Source organism: Kitasatospora sp. NPDC058218, assembly GCF_042882445.1.
Lineage (GTDB): Bacteria > Actinomycetota > Actinomycetes > Streptomycetales > Streptomycetaceae > Kitasatospora.
Genome location: NZ_JBHVWC010000028.1, coordinates 3330 through 16976, shown reverse-complemented (window position 1 = coordinate 16976; position 13647 = coordinate 3330). Strand labels below are relative to the sequence as shown.

The following is a 13647-nucleotide window of genomic DNA, read 5'->3' as shown; positions in this document are numbered from 1 at the left end:
GGGCGAACCGGACGAGCTTCACTCGAAAGAGTGAAGATCACGACGTGCTCGCCCGATCGCGCCCGCCCGCTTCGTACGCTCGTGCACGCACCGGGGGAGACGATCACCGAGCAGGGGGCGGACATGGCGACAGCGCGGCGCGACGGGGACGGTCTGAGCAGGCGGGAGTTGCTCGGGGCCTCGGCGGCCCTCGGCACGGCCGCCTGGCTGCTGCGCGGCACGATCGGACCGGACGGCGCGCAGGCCGCCACCCCGGCACCGCCCGGCCTGCCCGCCGGCACCGAGCTGTACCAGCGGGTCTACCAGAACTGGTCCGGCGAGGTCCGCACCGACCAGCTCTGGACCTGCGCCCCGCGCACGCCCGAGGAGGTCCCGCTGCTCGCCGACTGGGCGCACGCCCACGGCTGGCGGCTGCGCGCCCAGGGGTACCGGCACACCTGGGCGCCGCTCACCGTCGCCGACGCCACCCCCGAGTCCGCCCGGGTCCTGCTGCTGGACACCACCCGCCACCTCACCGCCCTGGCCGCCGACTCGCCGACCACCGTCCGGGTGCAGACCGGCGCCACCATGGAGAGCCTGCTCGCCCACCTGGCCGACCGCGGCCTCGGCGTCGCCAACTGCCCCGCGCCCGGTGAGCTCACCGTCGGCGGCGTGCTCGCCATCGGCGGCCACGGCACCGCCGTCCCGGCCACCGGCGAGATCCGCCCCGACGGCCACGGCTACGGCTCGGTCAGCAACCAGGTCACCCGGCTCACCGCCGTCGTCCACGACCCGGCCACCGGCCGCTACGCCCTGCGCACGTTCGACCGCTCCGAGGCCGACAGCGCCGCGTTCCTGGTCCACCTCGGCCGGGCCTTCGTCACCGAGGTGGTGCTCCGGGCCGGCCCCGACGTGCCGCTGCGCTGCGTCAGCCGGCTGGACATCCCGGCCACCGAGCTCTTCGCCCGTCCGGGCAGCTCGGGCGGTGTCCTGGGCCGCCCGCGCACCTTCGCCGACTTCGTCGACCGCGAGGGGCGCGCCGAGGCGATCTGGTTCGCCTGCACCGACCGCCCCTGGCTGAAGACCTGGAGCGTCGCCCCGTCGCGCCCGTTCGGCTCCCGCGCCGTCGACGAGCCCTACAACTACCCCTTCTCCGACAGCATCCCGGAGCCGGTCGCCCGGCTCGCCGGCCAACTCGTCGCCGGGGCCTGGGGATCGGCCCCGCTGTTCGGCCAACTCCAGTACCTCATCGCCAAGGTGGCCCTCACCGGGGACATCACCGACGTGCTGCTCTCCGGCGGCCTGCTCCGCGAGCTGCTCTCCGGCGACCTGCTCACCCACCTGCTCGCCGGCGGCCTGCGCTCGGACCTCTGGGGCCCCTCCCGCACCCTGCTGCAGTACGTCCGCCCCACCACCCTGCGGGTCACCGCCAACGGCTACGCCGTACTCGCCCGGCGCGCCGACCTCCAGTGGGTGGTCTCCGAGTTCGCCTCCTACTACCGGCAGTTGCTCGGCGAGTACCAGGCGCGCGGCGAGTTCCCGATCAACGGCGCGGTGGAGATCCGGGTCACCGGCCTGGACGACCCGGCCGCCAGCGGCGTCCCCGGCGCGCGGCCGCCGCTGCTCTCCGCGCTGCGCCCGCGCCCCGACCGTCCCGAGTGGGACACCGCCGTCTGGCTTGACGTCCTCAGCCTCCCCGGCACCCCCGGCCTGCACCGCTTCGCCCGCGACCTGGAGCAGTTCCTGCTGCGCGCCTTCGACGGCACCCGGGCCGGCCTGCGCGTCGAGTGGTCCAAGGGCTGGGCGTACACCGCGGACGCCGCCTGGGCCGATCCGGACGTGCTCGGCCGGGTGGTCCCCGCCAGCCTGCGCGACGGCGGCGGCCCCGGCTGGGACGAGGCGATCACCGTGCTGGACCGCCACGACCCGCACCGGGTCTTCGGCAACCCCTTCCTGGACACGCTGTTGACGTCCTGACCCGGCGCCGCCCGGCGGGTCAGACGTGCTCCATCACCATGACCGCCACCGTGTCCGGGGCGAGGGCGCGGAAGACGTGCGGGGCGTCGCCGGGGTAGCTGATGTAGTCGCCCGGGTGGAGTTCGACCGGGTCCGCCGGCGGGCCGACCAGGGCGCGGCCGGAGCTGAGCACCACGTGCTCCACCGTGCCGGGCATGTGCGGGTCGGAGGCCCGGGGCTCGCCCGGCTGCGCCTCGATCCGGTAGATGTCGCGGCGCGCGTTCGGCGGGCAGGAGGCCAGCAGGGTGGCGGCGTAGTCGGCCCGCTCGGAGTGGGTGACCGGCCCCTCGCCGGCCCGGATGACCCGCACCACCGGCCGCGGCGGGTCGACCAGCCGGCTGAACGGCACGTCCAGGGCGACGCCGAGCGCCCAGAGGGTCTCCACGCTCGGATTGCCCGCGCCCGACTCCAGCTGGGAGAGCGTGGACTTGGCGATCCCGGCCCGGCGGGCCAGCTCCGCCATGGACAGGTCGGCGCGCTCGCGTTCGCGCCGGATGGAGGCGGCGATCAGCCCGATCAGCTCCGAGCCGGTCGGGCCCGGGCCGGCGGTCCGGTCGGCCCCGCTGCGCCGGTCGCTGTCGCCGGCGGTGTTCGCACTCATTCGCGTTCGCTCCACAGGTCCAGGCGTTCGCCTTGACGAACGACACCCATCGGGTTCACTCTACTGGACATGCGTTCGCTCCTCCGAACACTCGACCGTGCCACGCTGCGGGACATCGCCCTGGTCTGTGTCGCCGACGCCCTGGTCGGCGCCTCCTTCGGCGCCATCAGTGTCTCCGGCGGCCTGCCGCTCTGGCTGCCGATCGCCATGTCGGTGCTGGTCTTCGCCGGTGGCGCCCAGTTCGCGGCCGTCGGCGTCGTCCTCTCCGGCGGCGGCGCGCTCGCCGCCGTCGCGACCGGCCTGGTACTCAACGCCCGTCTGCTGCCCTTCGGTTTCACCGTCGCCGACGTGCTCGACGGCCCGCGGTGGCGCCGGCTGCTCGGTGCCCAGCTGATGACCGACGAGTCGGTCGCCTTCGCCCTGCTCCAGCCCGACCGGCGCCGGCGCCGGGCCGCGTTCTGGCTCTGCGGCGTCGCCCTGTTCGCGGTCTGGAACATCGCCGTCGTGGTCGGCGCGGCGGCCGGCGGCCTCATCGGCGACACCGACGCGCTCGGGCTGGACGCCGCCTTCCCGGCCGTCCTGCTCGCCCTCGTCCTGCCCTCGCTCACCGACCGGCGCACCCGGGCCGCCGCCCTGGCCGGCGCCGTGGTCGCCGTCGCCACCACCCCCTACCTGCCGGCCGGCCTGCCCGTCCTGCTCGCCCTCCTCGGCCTGCTGCTCGCCGGGCGGGGCCCCGCCGCGCCCGCCGTCGTCGACCCGAGCCCCGCAGCCGCCACCGAGGGAGTCCGCTGATGCCCCTGCTCGCCGTCCTCCTGCTGGCCGCCGGCACCTACGCGTTCCGCCTCGCCGGCCCGGCCCTCGGCCACCGGTTCACCCTCTCCGACCGGCTGCGCCACCTGCTCGCCGTGGCCGCCGCCGTGCTGCTGGTCGCGCTCGTCGCCACCGGCGCCCTCACCCAGGGGCACGGCTTCGCCGGCTGGGCCCGGCCGGCCGGCGTCCTGGTCGCCGGGCTGCTCGCGCTGCGCCGCGCGCCGTTCCCGGTCGTGGTGGTGGCGGGCGCCGCGACCACCGCCGTCCTGCGGCTCTGCGGAGTCGCCTGAGGCGGTCCGGCCGCCCGTGCGCCCCGGTGGCCGACGGCTCGTCACGGGAGCGGCCGGGCTTGACCTCAAGCGGACTTCAGCTCCTAGCGTGGGCGGCGTCGTCCGAGTCCACTCACCGGAGGTCCGCCCGCCATGACCATTCACCTGCGCGACTACCCCGAGGCCCGGCTCGCCGCCCAGCCGATCGGCTACTGGAGCGACGTCACCGCCCGGCTCGTCCTCGCCCGGATCAGGGGCGAACTCGCCGAGGAGCGGCTCGCCCAGCCCCACTGGTGGACCCTCAACCACGTGGCCGGCGAGCCCGGCGGCTGGCAGCGCGCCGCCCTGGCCGACAAGCTCCGCCCGTACGCCGTCGGCATCGTTCCCGCCGTCGACTTCGACCTGGTCCTCGACGATCTGCTCGACCGGGGCTGGCTCACCGAGGACGCGAACGGCCTCACCCTCACCGAGGCCGGCGAGGCCGGCCGGCAGCGGGCCCGGCACCGCCTCGCCGCCGCCCACGAGCGGATCCACGACGGCATCCCGGCCGGCGAATGGGCCGCCGCGCTCAACGTGCTGCGCCGCATGGTCGCCAACCTCGGCGGCGACGCCGACCTGCCCACCTGACCCGGCCGGCCGGGACGCGCCCGCAGGCCGGGCTCAGCCCCGGGCGCGGTTGACCAGGCGCTCCTGCTGGATCTCGGGCCGCTCGCTGTCCCAGAGCAGCTCCCACACCCGGAACACGCAGTGGTAGTCCCGCATGCTGCCCTGGGAGATCAGCAGATAGGTGTCGCCGTCCCGCAGCAGGGTGCGCCGGCGACTGTTGAACGGGTGCTGCGGGGTGTAGGTGGGGACGAGCCGCCGGAGCTCGGCGAGCGCCTCCTCACGGTCGCCCTCGATCTCGGCCAGCACCTTGGTGCCCCAGATCCGGTCGTTGCCGACGCCTTCGGTCTCCTGGACGACCAGTGCCCAGCGCGCCATGCTCCACCCCTCGTTCGGATTCTCGTCCGGTCTTCCGGAAACGATCAAACGATCACCCTAGCGCCGGGGTCGCCCCCGCCCGCGGCGGGAGGGTCTTGAAGAAGAGGGTGGTCGGGCGCGGTACGCCCGCCGGGTCCGTCGCGTAGTCGGGTACGGTGCCCACCCTGGTCCAGCCCGCCGCCTCGTACATCCGCTCGGCGGGGCTGCCCGTCTCGGTGTCCAGTACCAGCAGCCGCAGGCCCTGTTCGGCGCCCGCCGCTTCGAGCGCCGCCAGCAGCCGCCCGGCCAGCCGCTGCCCCCGGTCCGCCCGACCGACCATCAACTTGGCCACCTCGCCCCGGTGCCGGCCGTTGGCGGTCACCGCCGGGCGCAGCTGGACCGTCCCGGCGATCCGGCCGTCCGCGTCCGCGCGGGCCGCCCACAGCAGCAGCCGCCCGGCCGCGACGTCGGGGGCCAGCGCCTGCCACCAGGCGGTCGCGTCGGCGGGGTCGAGCGGAGCGAGGAAACCCAGCGAGGCGCCGGCCTCGACGGTGTCCACCAGCAGCCCGGCCAACTGCTCCACCGCGTCGGCCAGCCCGTCCGCCGTCAGCCGCGCAACTGTGTACATGCTCACTCCTTCGTCCTCGTCCGGAGCCCGGTTCCGTGCGCCATACTCGCCGGTACCCGCGCGCGGCCGGTACCCGTACCGGCCCGGACCGGTGCCCGCCGAGACTACAAGGAGCTTCCATGGCGAAGCCGACCCGGATCGACCCGGCCGACCTGCTCGCCGTCGGTGACCTGCTGACCGACGAGGAGCGGCTGATCCGCGACACCGTACGGAAGTTCGCCGACGAGCGGATCCGCCCGCACATCGGCGACTGGTTCGAACGCGGCGTCTTCCCGGCCCGCGAACTCGCCCCGGAACTGGGCGCCCTCGGCGTGCTCGGCATGCACCTCGACGGCTACGGCTGCACCGGCTCCACCGCCGTCGCCTACGGGGTCGCCTGCATGGAACTGGAGGCCGCCGACTCCGGGCTGCGCTCCTTCGTCTCCGTCCAGGGCTCGCTCGCGATGCGCTCGATCCACGCCTACGGCTCCGAGGAGCAGAAGGAGCGCTGGCTGCCGGGCATGGCCGCCGGCGAACTCATCGGCTGCTTCGGCCTCACCGAACCGGACTTCGGCTCCGACCCGGCCAACATGCGGACCAGGGCCCGCCGCAGGGGCGGCGACTGGGTGCTCTCCGGCTCCAAGATGTGGATCACCAACGGCAGCATCTCCGACGTCGCCGTCGTCTGGGCGCAGACGGAGGAGGGCGTCCGGGGCTTCCTGGTCGAGCCCGGCACCCCCGGCTTCACCGCCACCGACGTGCACGGCAAGCTGTCGCTGCGCGCCTCGGTCACCAGCGAGCTGGCCTTCGACGAGGTCGTGCTGCCCGCCGACGCCGTCCTGCCCGGCGTCACCGGCCTGCGGGGGCCGCTCTCCTCCCTCGGCGAGGCCCGGTACGGGATCCTCTGGGGCACCGTCGGCGCCGCCCGCGACTGCTACACCACCGCCCTCGACTACGCCCGGAGCCGGATCCAGTTCGACCGGCCGATCGCCGGCTTCCAGCTCACCCAGCAGAAGCTCGTCGAGATGATGTTGGAGGTGGAGAAGGCCTACCTGGTCGCCCTGCGGATCGGCCGGCTCAAGGACGAGGGAGCGGCCCGCCCGGCGCACATCAGCTTCGGCAAGCTCAACAACGTGCGCACCGCGCTGGAGATCGCCCGCAGCGCCCGGACGGTCCTCGGCGCCAACGGCATCACCACCGAGTACCCGGTGCTGCGGCACGCCAACAACCTGGAGTCGGTGCTCACCTACGAGGGGACGAGCGAGATCCACACCCTGGTCCTCGGCGAGGCCATCACCGGGGAGTCGGCCTACCGCTGACGGACTCCCGGGGCGGGGCGGGCCGGGCCACCGCGGCGCCGCCGGCCCGCCCCGAAATCCGGTGGCCGGGCCGGCGGCGGCCCGGCTACCGTCGGCTCCCATGAACAGCCCGACCCCCACCCCCGCGACCACCACCCTCTGGCGCCCCACCGGTCCCGAGGAGCTGGCCCTGGTCGAGGCGTCGGGGCACCGGGCCTGGCCGCCCCGACTGCCCGACCAGCCGATCTTCTACCCGGTGCTCAACGAGGACTACGCGATCCGGATCGCCCGGGACTGGAACGTCCCCGCCTCCGGCGTCGGCCACGTCACCCGGTTCGAGGTCGACGCGGCCTTCCTGGCCCGCTACCCCGTCCGACAGGCCGGCGGCCGCACCATCCTCGAACTCTGGGTACCCGCCGAGGAGCTGGAGGAGTTCAACCGGCACATCGTCGGCCGCATCGAGGTCGTCCACACGTTCCGGCCGCAGCCGTGACGGCCGTCCGCGACGCCGCCGGCCCCGTCCTGCTCACCTCGGCCCAGCGGACCGGCACCACCGTCCTGCTCGCCGGGGCCGCCGCCGCACGCGGCCTGGCGACCGCCGAACTCACCGGCCCCGCCGTCCTCGACCGCCTCGCCGGGCGTCCCGTCCACTGGTACGGCGGCCCGCTCGCCGCCGCCCGGATCGCCGACCGGCTCGGCCTCGCCCTGCTGGAACCGGCGGACGACTGGCCGGCCCGGCTGCCGGAGGAGTTCACCGGCCGGCGGATCGAGCTGACCACCCTCGCCGAGGCCTGGACGCTGCGCCGACCGGCCTTCGTGAAGCCGCCCGCCGACAAGTCCCTCCCGCCGGCCGTCTACTCCGACGGCTCCCGGCTGCCCCGGCACGGCGAGCGGATCGGGCCCGACACGCCCGTCCTGGTCAGCGACCCGGTGACGTTCGGCGCCGAGTACCGGCTGTTCGTCCTGGACGGCGAGGTGGTCACCGGCAGCCGCTACGCCCGCTTCGGCCGGCTCGACCCCGGGCCGCTCACCGACGAGGCCACCGGCTTCGCCCGCCGCCTGCTCACCGCCGTCGGCGACACCCTGCCCAGCGCCGTGGTGCTGGACGTCGGCCCGCTGCTCGACCCGTACGACCCGGGCGAGCGCTGGGCCGTCGTCGAGGCGAACCTGCCGTGGTTCGCCCACTGCTACGCCGCCGACCCGGCCCGGGCGCTGGACGTCGTGCTGCGCGCGGCGGGCCCGGCCGCCGCGCTGCGCCCGGCCGACCGGCGGTTCGTCCGAGGTGGCGGCGGGTCGGACGGCCCGCACGGGGGCGCTCCGGGGTGAGCCCGGCCGTCGGCCCGACACGGCCCGGCCACCCGCCGTTCCACCCGGCGACACCGGCCGGTCCGGCGGGCCGGGCAGCATGACGCGACCGGTGGCGCCCGCGCGGGCGCCACCGGGACGCACCGTGAAAGGAACCGCCCCCACCATGTCCACAGCTCTGCCGCCCCGGCCCAGGGTCCTCGTCGTCGGCATCGACGGCGTCCGGTTCGACCTGCTGGAGGAGGTCCCGATGCCCCGGCTCGCGGAGGTGTCCGGGGCCGGGTTCCTGGCGCCCGTCACGGTCGCGGAGTCCACGCCCACCATGTCCGGCCCCTGCTGGGCCACCATCGTCACCGGCGTCGAGCCCGCCAAGCACGGCGTCTGGGGCAACCACCTGGGCGGCAACCGGCTCGACGTCTTCCCCGACTTCGCCACCCGCCTCGCGCGCGGCGACCGCCGCCGCACCTTCGTGGCCGCCGGCTGGGACCCGCTGGTGATCAACGAGTCCGGCGGCCCGCTGTTCCGCGCCCCCGGCCGGCTCTGCTACGTCGCCCCCGCCGAGGACACCCCCGAGGCCTGGGAGGCCGTCGACGAGGAGGTCACCCGGGAGGCCGTCCACGTCCTCGCCACGGCCGACCCGGAGGCCTCCTTCGTCTACCTCGGCGCCGTCGACGAGACCGCCCACTTCCTCGGCTGCGGCGCGGAGTACCGGGCCTCGATGCGCACCGCCGACGAGCGCCTCGGCCGGCTGCTCGACGCGGTGCGCGGCCGGCCCGGCCACGCCGACGAGGCGTGGACCGTCATCGTCGTCACCGACCACGGCCATGTCGACGCCGGCGGGCACGGCGGCCGCACCCCCGAGGAGCGCACCGCCTGGGTCGCCTGCGCCGGTCCCGGCATCCCCGCCGCCCCGCCCACCGGGGAGATCCGCCACCCGGACGTCGCCGCCCAGGTGTACGCCTCCCTCGGGCGGCCCATCGACCCGCACTGGACTCTGGACGGCCGGCCGTTCCCGGTCGCCGCACCCGTTCCGGCGGGCCGCTGACGCCCGTCGGGCCCGCGAACGGCCCGCCCGCACCGCCGTACCGGGGGTGAACCCCGAGACGGCGGCGCCCCGTGTACCCCTGAAGGTGGAGACCGTACCCCCAAGGTCGCAGGTGCGGTCGCGACCTCGTGGTGACGCCGCGGCAGCCCACGACGGGTCAGGATGGAGACACCCCGGTGGACCGGGCGCCGTTCGCGCGGCGCCGGGCACCGGGGACGGGACCGAACAGGGAGAGGGCAGGGCGGGCATGAACGGCATCCTGAGCAAGGTCGTACTCGGAGTCGCGGGCACGGGCATGGCCGTCGCCGTCGCCGCCGTGGCGGTCGGCCCGCGGGTCTCCGAGTGGTACGACGGACGCCACCAGGAGCAGGCCACCTACGCCACCGGCAGCGCCGCCAAGGCCGACCGCCACGCGGTACCGTCCTGGCTGCCCGACAACGCCTCCGGCGTCCACTACCTGATGTCCACCACCGGCGACGACCGACTGCTGCGCGCCACCCTGCCGGACGGGCGGCTGCCCGCCGGCTGCGTCACCGCCCAGCCGGGCAGGGGCGTCCACCCGGTGCCGGCCACCATGAAGGCCGGCTGGTTCCCCGAGGGCGTCTCCTCGAAGATCAGCGGCTCGTGCGGGCACTACGACGTGACCCTGACGGGCAACCAGCTCTACGCCTGGCAGGACGGGGCCGCCGTCCAGGCCGCCCTGCGGGCGCAGTCGGCCGCCAGGCACTGAGCCGCCGGGCGGCCGCGTAGCGGGCGGCCCACACCGGCCGGAGTGGGCCGCGCGGCCCACCCCGGGTATCGCCCGGGCGGGCCGCTGGGGTAGGACGGAGCGTGGACAAACCCAGCGCCCGTCCCGTGAGGAGCCCCATGCCTGGTCCGACCGCCGGTCCCGCCGGCGAGACGTCGACCGCCCCCGCCCCGGCCGCCGGCTCCGGTCGGACCGGAGCCGCCCCGGGCCGCAGCACCGTCGCCGTGCTCGGCGGTCTGGTCGCCCTCGGCCCGCTCACCACCGACCTCTACCTGCCCGGCCTGCCGGCGATCGCCGACGACCTCGCCGCCGAACCGGCCGCGGTCCAGCTCACCCTGACCTTCTCGATGTTCGGGGTCGCCGCCGGCCAGCTGATCTTCGGACCGCTCAGCGACCGCTTCGGCCGCCGCCCGCCGCTGCTCGTCGGCCTGGTCGTCTACACCCTGGCGAGCGTCCTGTGCGTCCTCGCCCCCACCCTGCCGGTCCTGATCGCGGCCCGCTTCGTGCAGGGCGCCGCCGGTGCGGCCGGCCTGGTCATCGGCCGGGCCGTCGCCCGGGACCGCTTCGAGGGCGTCGCGATGCTCCGCTTCCTCGCCTCGATCAGCCTGATATCCGGCCTCGCCCCGATCCTCGCCCCGATCGTCGGTGCCCAGCTGCTCCGCGTCACCTCCTGGCGCGGCACCTTCGGCGCCCTCACCGCGCTCGGCCTGCTGCTCACCCTGGTCGCCTTCGCCGCCCTGCGCGAGACCCTGCCGCCCACCGCCCGCCACGGCGGCGGGCTCGTCGCCACCCTGCGCACGATGAACGGACTCCTGCGCGACCTGCCGTTCCTCGGCCTCGTCCTGACCAGCACCTTCGCCTTCGGTGCGCTGTTCGGCTACATCAGCGGCTCGTCGGTGGTGCTCCAGCACGTCTACCACGTCTCGCCGCAGACCTACAGCCTGCTGTTCGGCCTCAACTCGCTCGCCATCGTGGGCGTCACCCAGCTGAACGGACGGGTGCTCGCCCGCCGGTTCACGGCCCGCGCGCTGATGCTGGCCGGCCTCGGCACGGCGGTCGCCGCGGGGGTGGCGCTCGTCCTGCTCACGGCGGTCTGGGACCTCGGGCTGGCCGGTGTCTGCCCGGCGCTCTTCGTCCTGATGGGCAGCCTCGGCGTGATCCTCCCGAACTCGGCCGCCCAGGCGCTCAGCCTGGTCGCCCCGCGGTCCGCCGGCTCCGCCTCCGCCCTGATCGGCACCGGCACCTTCCTCTGCGGCGCCCTGGTCGCACCGCTCAGCAGCCTCGGCGGCAGCCCGTCGGCGGTCCTCCTCGCGGTGGTCGTCCTGGCCTGTGCCGTCCTGTCCGCCGTCTCCTACCTCGCCCTCTGCCGCCCCGCGCGCCCCGTCGCGGTCGGCCGGGCCGCCTGAGGCTGCCCACCGCCGCCGGTCCGGAGACGGCCCGGAGACGGCCCGGATACGGTGGTGCCATGGCGACGATCCTGCGGCACCCCCGACCTGGATTCACGTGGGACTGGTGGGCCGTCGACGCCGAGGGCTTCCTCGTACAGTTCTGCGGCGGGCCCGCCCCGGAACAGCTGCTGGCACATGTGGACCGCGTCGACGCGGCTGCCGCGTGGGCGGAGGAACACCGCCCCGCATGGTTCGGCCGTGATCCCCTGCCGCTCCACGCCTTCGACTGCAGCGGTGAGGTGCCGACCTACACCCGGCACGGCGTCCCGGTCTCCCCCCTGCGGCTGTCCGACGCGCCGGCCGTCATCGCGGACGTCGCGGCCCTGGTCGAGCTGAACAGGGCGGTGGGAGGGACCTGGACGATCCACCTCGACGAGGGATGGGTGTAGGCGGTAAGCAGGGGCGCGTCGCCGATCGCGTCGCTGTCAGACGCCGACGGCGGCCTGGCCCCGGGCGAGCAGGCGGGCGCGGGCGTAGGCGGCGAGCTCGGGGCCGGCGGCCGTCGCGGCGGCGTCCTGGGTGGTGCCGCCGGGGCGATAGGTGCCCGAGACCGTGTAGTAGCCGTAACGGCCGATCGTCGTATGGGTGTTGGCGCAGCCGGCCGTCACGCACCAGGCGATGCCGTCGGGCGTGGTCAGGCCCTGGACCTGGCCCTTGTGGGCCTGGCCGGCGGTGTCCGCCTGCGGTTTGTGGTCGAAGACGGCCACCCCGACGGTGACCGCGCTGTCGCCGGAGGTGTACGTCGCCCGCAGCAGCTTCCGGCAGGACTGGCCACTGACCACGTCGCCCAGGCCGCCGGTGGTGGCCTGCCAGCAGGTGTCCGTGGCGGCGGTGGCGATCCGGGTCCAGGTGCGGCCGCCGATGGTGAGGCTCGGGGCGGCGAAGAGGGTGCCAGGGTCGAGCGCGGCGGTGTCGGTCGCGGCCTCGGAGATGACCGTCAGCGGATCGCGCGGTGCGCTGCTGGTCGGCGCGGGCGCACCGGCGGGCGGTGCGGCCGGCGGCACGGCGGGCGGGGGAGCGCCTTGGGAGGTGCTCGCCCCGGGTTTGCCGGGGGTGGTGGCCGTACCGCTCGGCTTTGCGCCGGACTTGCCGGGGGAGGGCGTCGCGGACGGGCTGCCGGTGGCGGAGGCGCCGGGGGAGGGCGTTCCGGTCGGCGCGGTGGTGGGCGCGGGCGTTCCGTCGGTGGCGGGGCCGGTGGTCGCGGTGGTCGCGTCGGTGGTGGGTCCGGGCTGGAGGGTGACGGTGCCGGTGGGGCGGTCGTCCCGGCCGCTGCCGGACACCTTGATGGCCGTCGCCGTCATCCCGCCGATCAGGGCGGTCGCGAGCACGCTGGCGCCGATCACCCGCAGGCGCTTCCTGCGTCGGATCTCCTCCTCGTGCCGCTCGGCCATGGTGGCCCAGTCGGGCGTGTGCGGGGAGGCGGGCCCGGTGAGGTAGGGCGAGCCGCCGGTGTACTGCGCGTGGGCGGCCGGGCCGGCGGGCGGCGGGGCCGGCGCTGTCCCGACCGGTGGTGGGGCGGATGCCCCGTCAGGTGCCCTTGTGTTGCCCGTCGTCCCCGCCCCGTCCGTCATGGTCGGTGATCCTATGACATGACCGATGGGGCGGAAGTGACCGGTGCGACGCCACCGCCCCACCCCGCGTGAACGGCCGCCGGGGGCGGCGCGACGGGAGGTCGCGCCGCCCCCGGCGGGACGGTCGGGTGTCGCGGACGGGGTCAGGCGATGCTGAAGTCGTCGCCGAAGACGTTGCCCTGGCCGTACCAGCCGTGCAGGTACACCGTCACGGTGCCGGAGGCGCCGGTGGTGAACGGGACGGTCAGCTTGGTCCAGCCGGAGGCGTTCGTCCAGGTGCTGGCGGTGGCACCGCCGCTCACACCGAGGTAGGCGTAGTTGCCCTGGACCCAGCCGCTCAGCGTGTACGAGGTGTTGGGCGACAGCGTCACGGTCTGCGCGCACTGGCCGGTCTGGCCGGCCGTCGCCGCGGCCTGCAGGGCGTGGGAGCCCGAGTGGGCCGGGGTGGCGACCACCGCGCCGCCGCTCTGGCAGGTCCAGGGGGCGAGGCTGCCGGTCTCCAGGCCGCCGTTCACCAGGCCGCCGGGCGGGGTGACCCCGGTGACCGTCAGGGTGTAACCGCCGGTGTGGCTGCCGGAGGTGGCGCTGCCGGTGACGGTCAGCGGGTACGTCCCTGCCGCGACCGAGGCCGTGGTGGTGATGTTCAGGGTGGCGGTGGCGCCGGCGGTGACGCTGCCGGGGGTGACGGTGGCGGTGACGCCGGCCGGGGCGCCGGTGACGGTGAGGTTGACGCTCTGCGCGGACCCGGCCGTGACGGCGGTGGAGATCGTCGCGCTGGTGGATGAACCGGCGGCCACGGTGCCGGAGTTCGGGTTCACCGCGACGGAGAAGTCGTTGCCGGGCTGGGTGCTCGTCACCTTCAGCGAGTAGCTGCTGGTGTGGGAGCCCGACGCCGCGCTGCCGGTGACGGTCAGCGGGTACGTCCCTGCCGCGACCGAGGCCGTGGTGGTGATGTTCAGGGTGGCGGTGGCGCCGGCGGTGACGCTGCCG

General features: G+C 75.6%; 16 protein-coding genes. 11 read left to right on the top strand and 5 right to left on the bottom strand.

Annotated features, from left to right (window positions below; genetic code table 11):
* Positions 1 to 123 precede the first annotated feature (123 nt).
* Positions 124 to 1956: a cholesterol oxidase substrate-binding domain-containing protein gene (locus ACFVYI_RS19215; protein ID WP_387887075.1), complete on the top strand. Its 1833-nt coding sequence runs from the start codon at positions 124 to 126 to the stop codon at positions 1954 to 1956.
* A 19-nt stretch (positions 1957 to 1975) separates the two neighbouring features.
* Here the strand turns inward: ACFVYI_RS19215 and ACFVYI_RS19210 are convergent, their stop codons facing one another.
* Positions 1976 to 2458 carry a helix-turn-helix domain-containing protein gene (locus ACFVYI_RS19210; RefSeq protein ID WP_387887072.1) on the bottom strand — a complete coding sequence of 161 codons (483 nt, stop codon included), beginning with the start codon at positions 2456 to 2458 and terminating at the stop codon, positions 1976 to 1978.
* 207 nt (positions 2459 to 2665) lie between these two features.
* Here ACFVYI_RS19210 and ACFVYI_RS19205 point away from each other — a divergent pair, with 207 nt between their 5' ends.
* From ACFVYI_RS19205 to ACFVYI_RS19195, 3 genes are all read left to right on the top strand, one after another.
* Complete coding sequence (locus ACFVYI_RS19205; protein WP_387886920.1) at positions 2666 to 3388, top strand: AzlC family ABC transporter permease; 723 nt, start codon at positions 2666 to 2668, stop codon at positions 3386 to 3388.
* Positions 3388 to 3696, top strand: a complete 309-nt coding sequence (locus ACFVYI_RS19200; protein WP_360631035.1) for an AzlD domain-containing protein — start codon at positions 3388 to 3390, stop codon at positions 3694 to 3696. Before ACFVYI_RS19205 ends, ACFVYI_RS19200 begins: the two co-directional genes overlap by 1 nt.
* Positions 3697 to 3828: 132 nt before the next feature.
* Positions 3829 to 4302 (top strand): MarR family transcriptional regulator, encoded by a 474-nt coding sequence (locus tag ACFVYI_RS19195; protein WP_387886917.1) that lies wholly within the window; start codon positions 3829 to 3831, stop codon positions 4300 to 4302.
* Positions 4303 to 4335: 33 nt separating this feature from the next.
* On the opposite strand, the gene ACFVYI_RS19190 is transcribed toward ACFVYI_RS19195, so the two are convergent.
* Both ACFVYI_RS19190 and ACFVYI_RS19185 read right to left on the bottom strand, forming a co-directional pair.
* Positions 4336 to 4656, bottom strand: coding sequence for a hypothetical protein (locus ACFVYI_RS19190; RefSeq protein ID WP_387886915.1), 321 nt, complete (start codon positions 4654 to 4656; stop codon positions 4336 to 4338).
* A 52-nt stretch (positions 4657 to 4708) separates the two neighbouring features.
* On the bottom strand, positions 4709 to 5263 hold the full coding sequence (locus tag ACFVYI_RS19185) for a GNAT family N-acetyltransferase (protein ID WP_387886912.1): 555 nt from the start codon (positions 5261 to 5263) through the stop codon (positions 4709 to 4711).
* A 119-nt stretch (positions 5264 to 5382) separates the two neighbouring features.
* On the opposite strand from ACFVYI_RS19185, the gene ACFVYI_RS19180 reads away from it, so the two are divergent.
* From ACFVYI_RS19180 to ACFVYI_RS19150, 7 genes are all read left to right on the top strand, one after another.
* Complete coding sequence (locus ACFVYI_RS19180; RefSeq protein WP_387886909.1) at positions 5383 to 6561, top strand: acyl-CoA dehydrogenase family protein; 1179 nt, start codon at positions 5383 to 5385, stop codon at positions 6559 to 6561.
* Between the two features lie 100 nt (positions 6562 to 6661).
* Positions 6662 to 7033, top strand: coding sequence for an ADP-ribosylation/crystallin J1 (locus ACFVYI_RS19175; RefSeq protein WP_387886907.1), 372 nt, complete (start codon positions 6662 to 6664; stop codon positions 7031 to 7033).
* On the top strand, positions 7030 to 7866 hold the full coding sequence (locus ACFVYI_RS19170) for an ATP-grasp domain-containing protein (protein ID WP_387886905.1): 837 nt from the start codon (positions 7030 to 7032) through the stop codon (positions 7864 to 7866). The genes ACFVYI_RS19175 and ACFVYI_RS19170 overlap by 4 nt, the downstream gene beginning before the upstream one ends.
* Positions 7867 to 8011: 145 nt before the next feature.
* Positions 8012 to 8890, top strand: coding sequence for an alkaline phosphatase family protein (locus ACFVYI_RS19165; RefSeq protein ID WP_387886902.1), 879 nt, complete (start codon positions 8012 to 8014; stop codon positions 8888 to 8890).
* A 247-nt stretch (positions 8891 to 9137) separates the two neighbouring features.
* A complete protein-coding gene (locus ACFVYI_RS19160) occupies positions 9138 to 9620 on the top strand; it encodes a hypothetical protein (RefSeq protein ID WP_387886901.1) in 483 nt (160 codons plus the stop codon).
* A 137-nt stretch (positions 9621 to 9757) separates the two neighbouring features.
* On the top strand, positions 9758 to 11044 hold the full coding sequence (locus ACFVYI_RS19155) for a multidrug effflux MFS transporter (RefSeq protein ID WP_387886899.1): 1287 nt from the start codon (positions 9758 to 9760) through the stop codon (positions 11042 to 11044).
* A gap of 59 nt (positions 11045 to 11103) precedes the next feature.
* Positions 11104 to 11475 (top strand): hypothetical protein, encoded by a 372-nt coding sequence (locus tag ACFVYI_RS19150; protein WP_387886897.1) that lies wholly within the window; start codon positions 11104 to 11106, stop codon positions 11473 to 11475.
* Between the two features lie 36 nt (positions 11476 to 11511).
* Here ACFVYI_RS19150 and ACFVYI_RS19145 read toward each other — a convergent pair whose 3' ends face one another.
* Together ACFVYI_RS19145 and ACFVYI_RS19140 are read right to left on the bottom strand one after the other, a co-directional pair.
* Positions 11512 to 12657, bottom strand: a complete 1146-nt coding sequence (locus tag ACFVYI_RS19145) for a hypothetical protein (protein WP_387886895.1) — start codon at positions 12655 to 12657, stop codon at positions 11512 to 11514.
* Between the two features lie 143 nt (positions 12658 to 12800).
* Positions 12801 to 13647, bottom strand: an 847-nt coding sequence (locus ACFVYI_RS19140; protein ID WP_387886893.1) for a carbohydrate binding domain-containing protein, incomplete at its 5' end; no start/stop codon positions are given.

Bases quoted from the DNA above. Each gene is read 5' to 3' on its own strand.
- ACFVYI_RS19150 (WP_387886897.1), top strand. From the start codon at position 11,104: ATGGCGACGATCCTGCGGCACCCCCGACCTGGATTCACGTGGGACTGG.
- ACFVYI_RS19190 (WP_387886915.1), bottom strand. From the start codon at position 4,656: ATGGCGCGCTGGGCACTGGTCGTCCAGGAGACCGAAGGCGTCGGCAAC.
- ACFVYI_RS19175 (WP_387886907.1), top strand. From the start codon at position 6,662: ATGAACAGCCCGACCCCCACCCCCGCGACCACCACCCTCTGGCGCCCC.
- ACFVYI_RS19155 (WP_387886899.1), top strand. From the start codon at position 9,758: ATGCCTGGTCCGACCGCCGGTCCCGCCGGCGAGACGTCGACCGCCCCC.
- ACFVYI_RS19195 (WP_387886917.1), top strand. From the start codon at position 3,829: ATGACCATTCACCTGCGCGACTACCCCGAGGCCCGGCTCGCCGCCCAG.
- ACFVYI_RS19145 (WP_387886895.1), bottom strand. From the start codon at position 12,657: ATGACGGACGGGGCGGGGACGACGGGCAACACAAGGGCACCTGACGGG.
- ACFVYI_RS19205 (WP_387886920.1), top strand. From the start codon at position 2,666: ATGCGTTCGCTCCTCCGAACACTCGACCGTGCCACGCTGCGGGACATC.
- ACFVYI_RS19160 (WP_387886901.1), top strand. From the start codon at position 9,138: ATGAACGGCATCCTGAGCAAGGTCGTACTCGGAGTCGCGGGCACGGGC.
- ACFVYI_RS19200 (WP_360631035.1), top strand. From the start codon at position 3,388: ATGCCCCTGCTCGCCGTCCTCCTGCTGGCCGCCGGCACCTACGCGTTC.
- ACFVYI_RS19210 (WP_387887072.1), bottom strand. From the start codon at position 2,458: ATGGCGGAGCTGGCCCGCCGGGCCGGGATCGCCAAGTCCACGCTCTCC.
- ACFVYI_RS19185 (WP_387886912.1), bottom strand. From the start codon at position 5,263: ATGTACACAGTTGCGCGGCTGACGGCGGACGGGCTGGCCGACGCGGTG.
- ACFVYI_RS19180 (WP_387886909.1), top strand. From the start codon at position 5,383: ATGGCGAAGCCGACCCGGATCGACCCGGCCGACCTGCTCGCCGTCGGT.
- ACFVYI_RS19215 (WP_387887075.1), top strand. From the start codon at position 124: ATGGCGACAGCGCGGCGCGACGGGGACGGTCTGAGCAGGCGGGAGTTG.
- ACFVYI_RS19165 (WP_387886902.1), top strand. From the start codon at position 8,012: ATGTCCACAGCTCTGCCGCCCCGGCCCAGGGTCCTCGTCGTCGGCATC.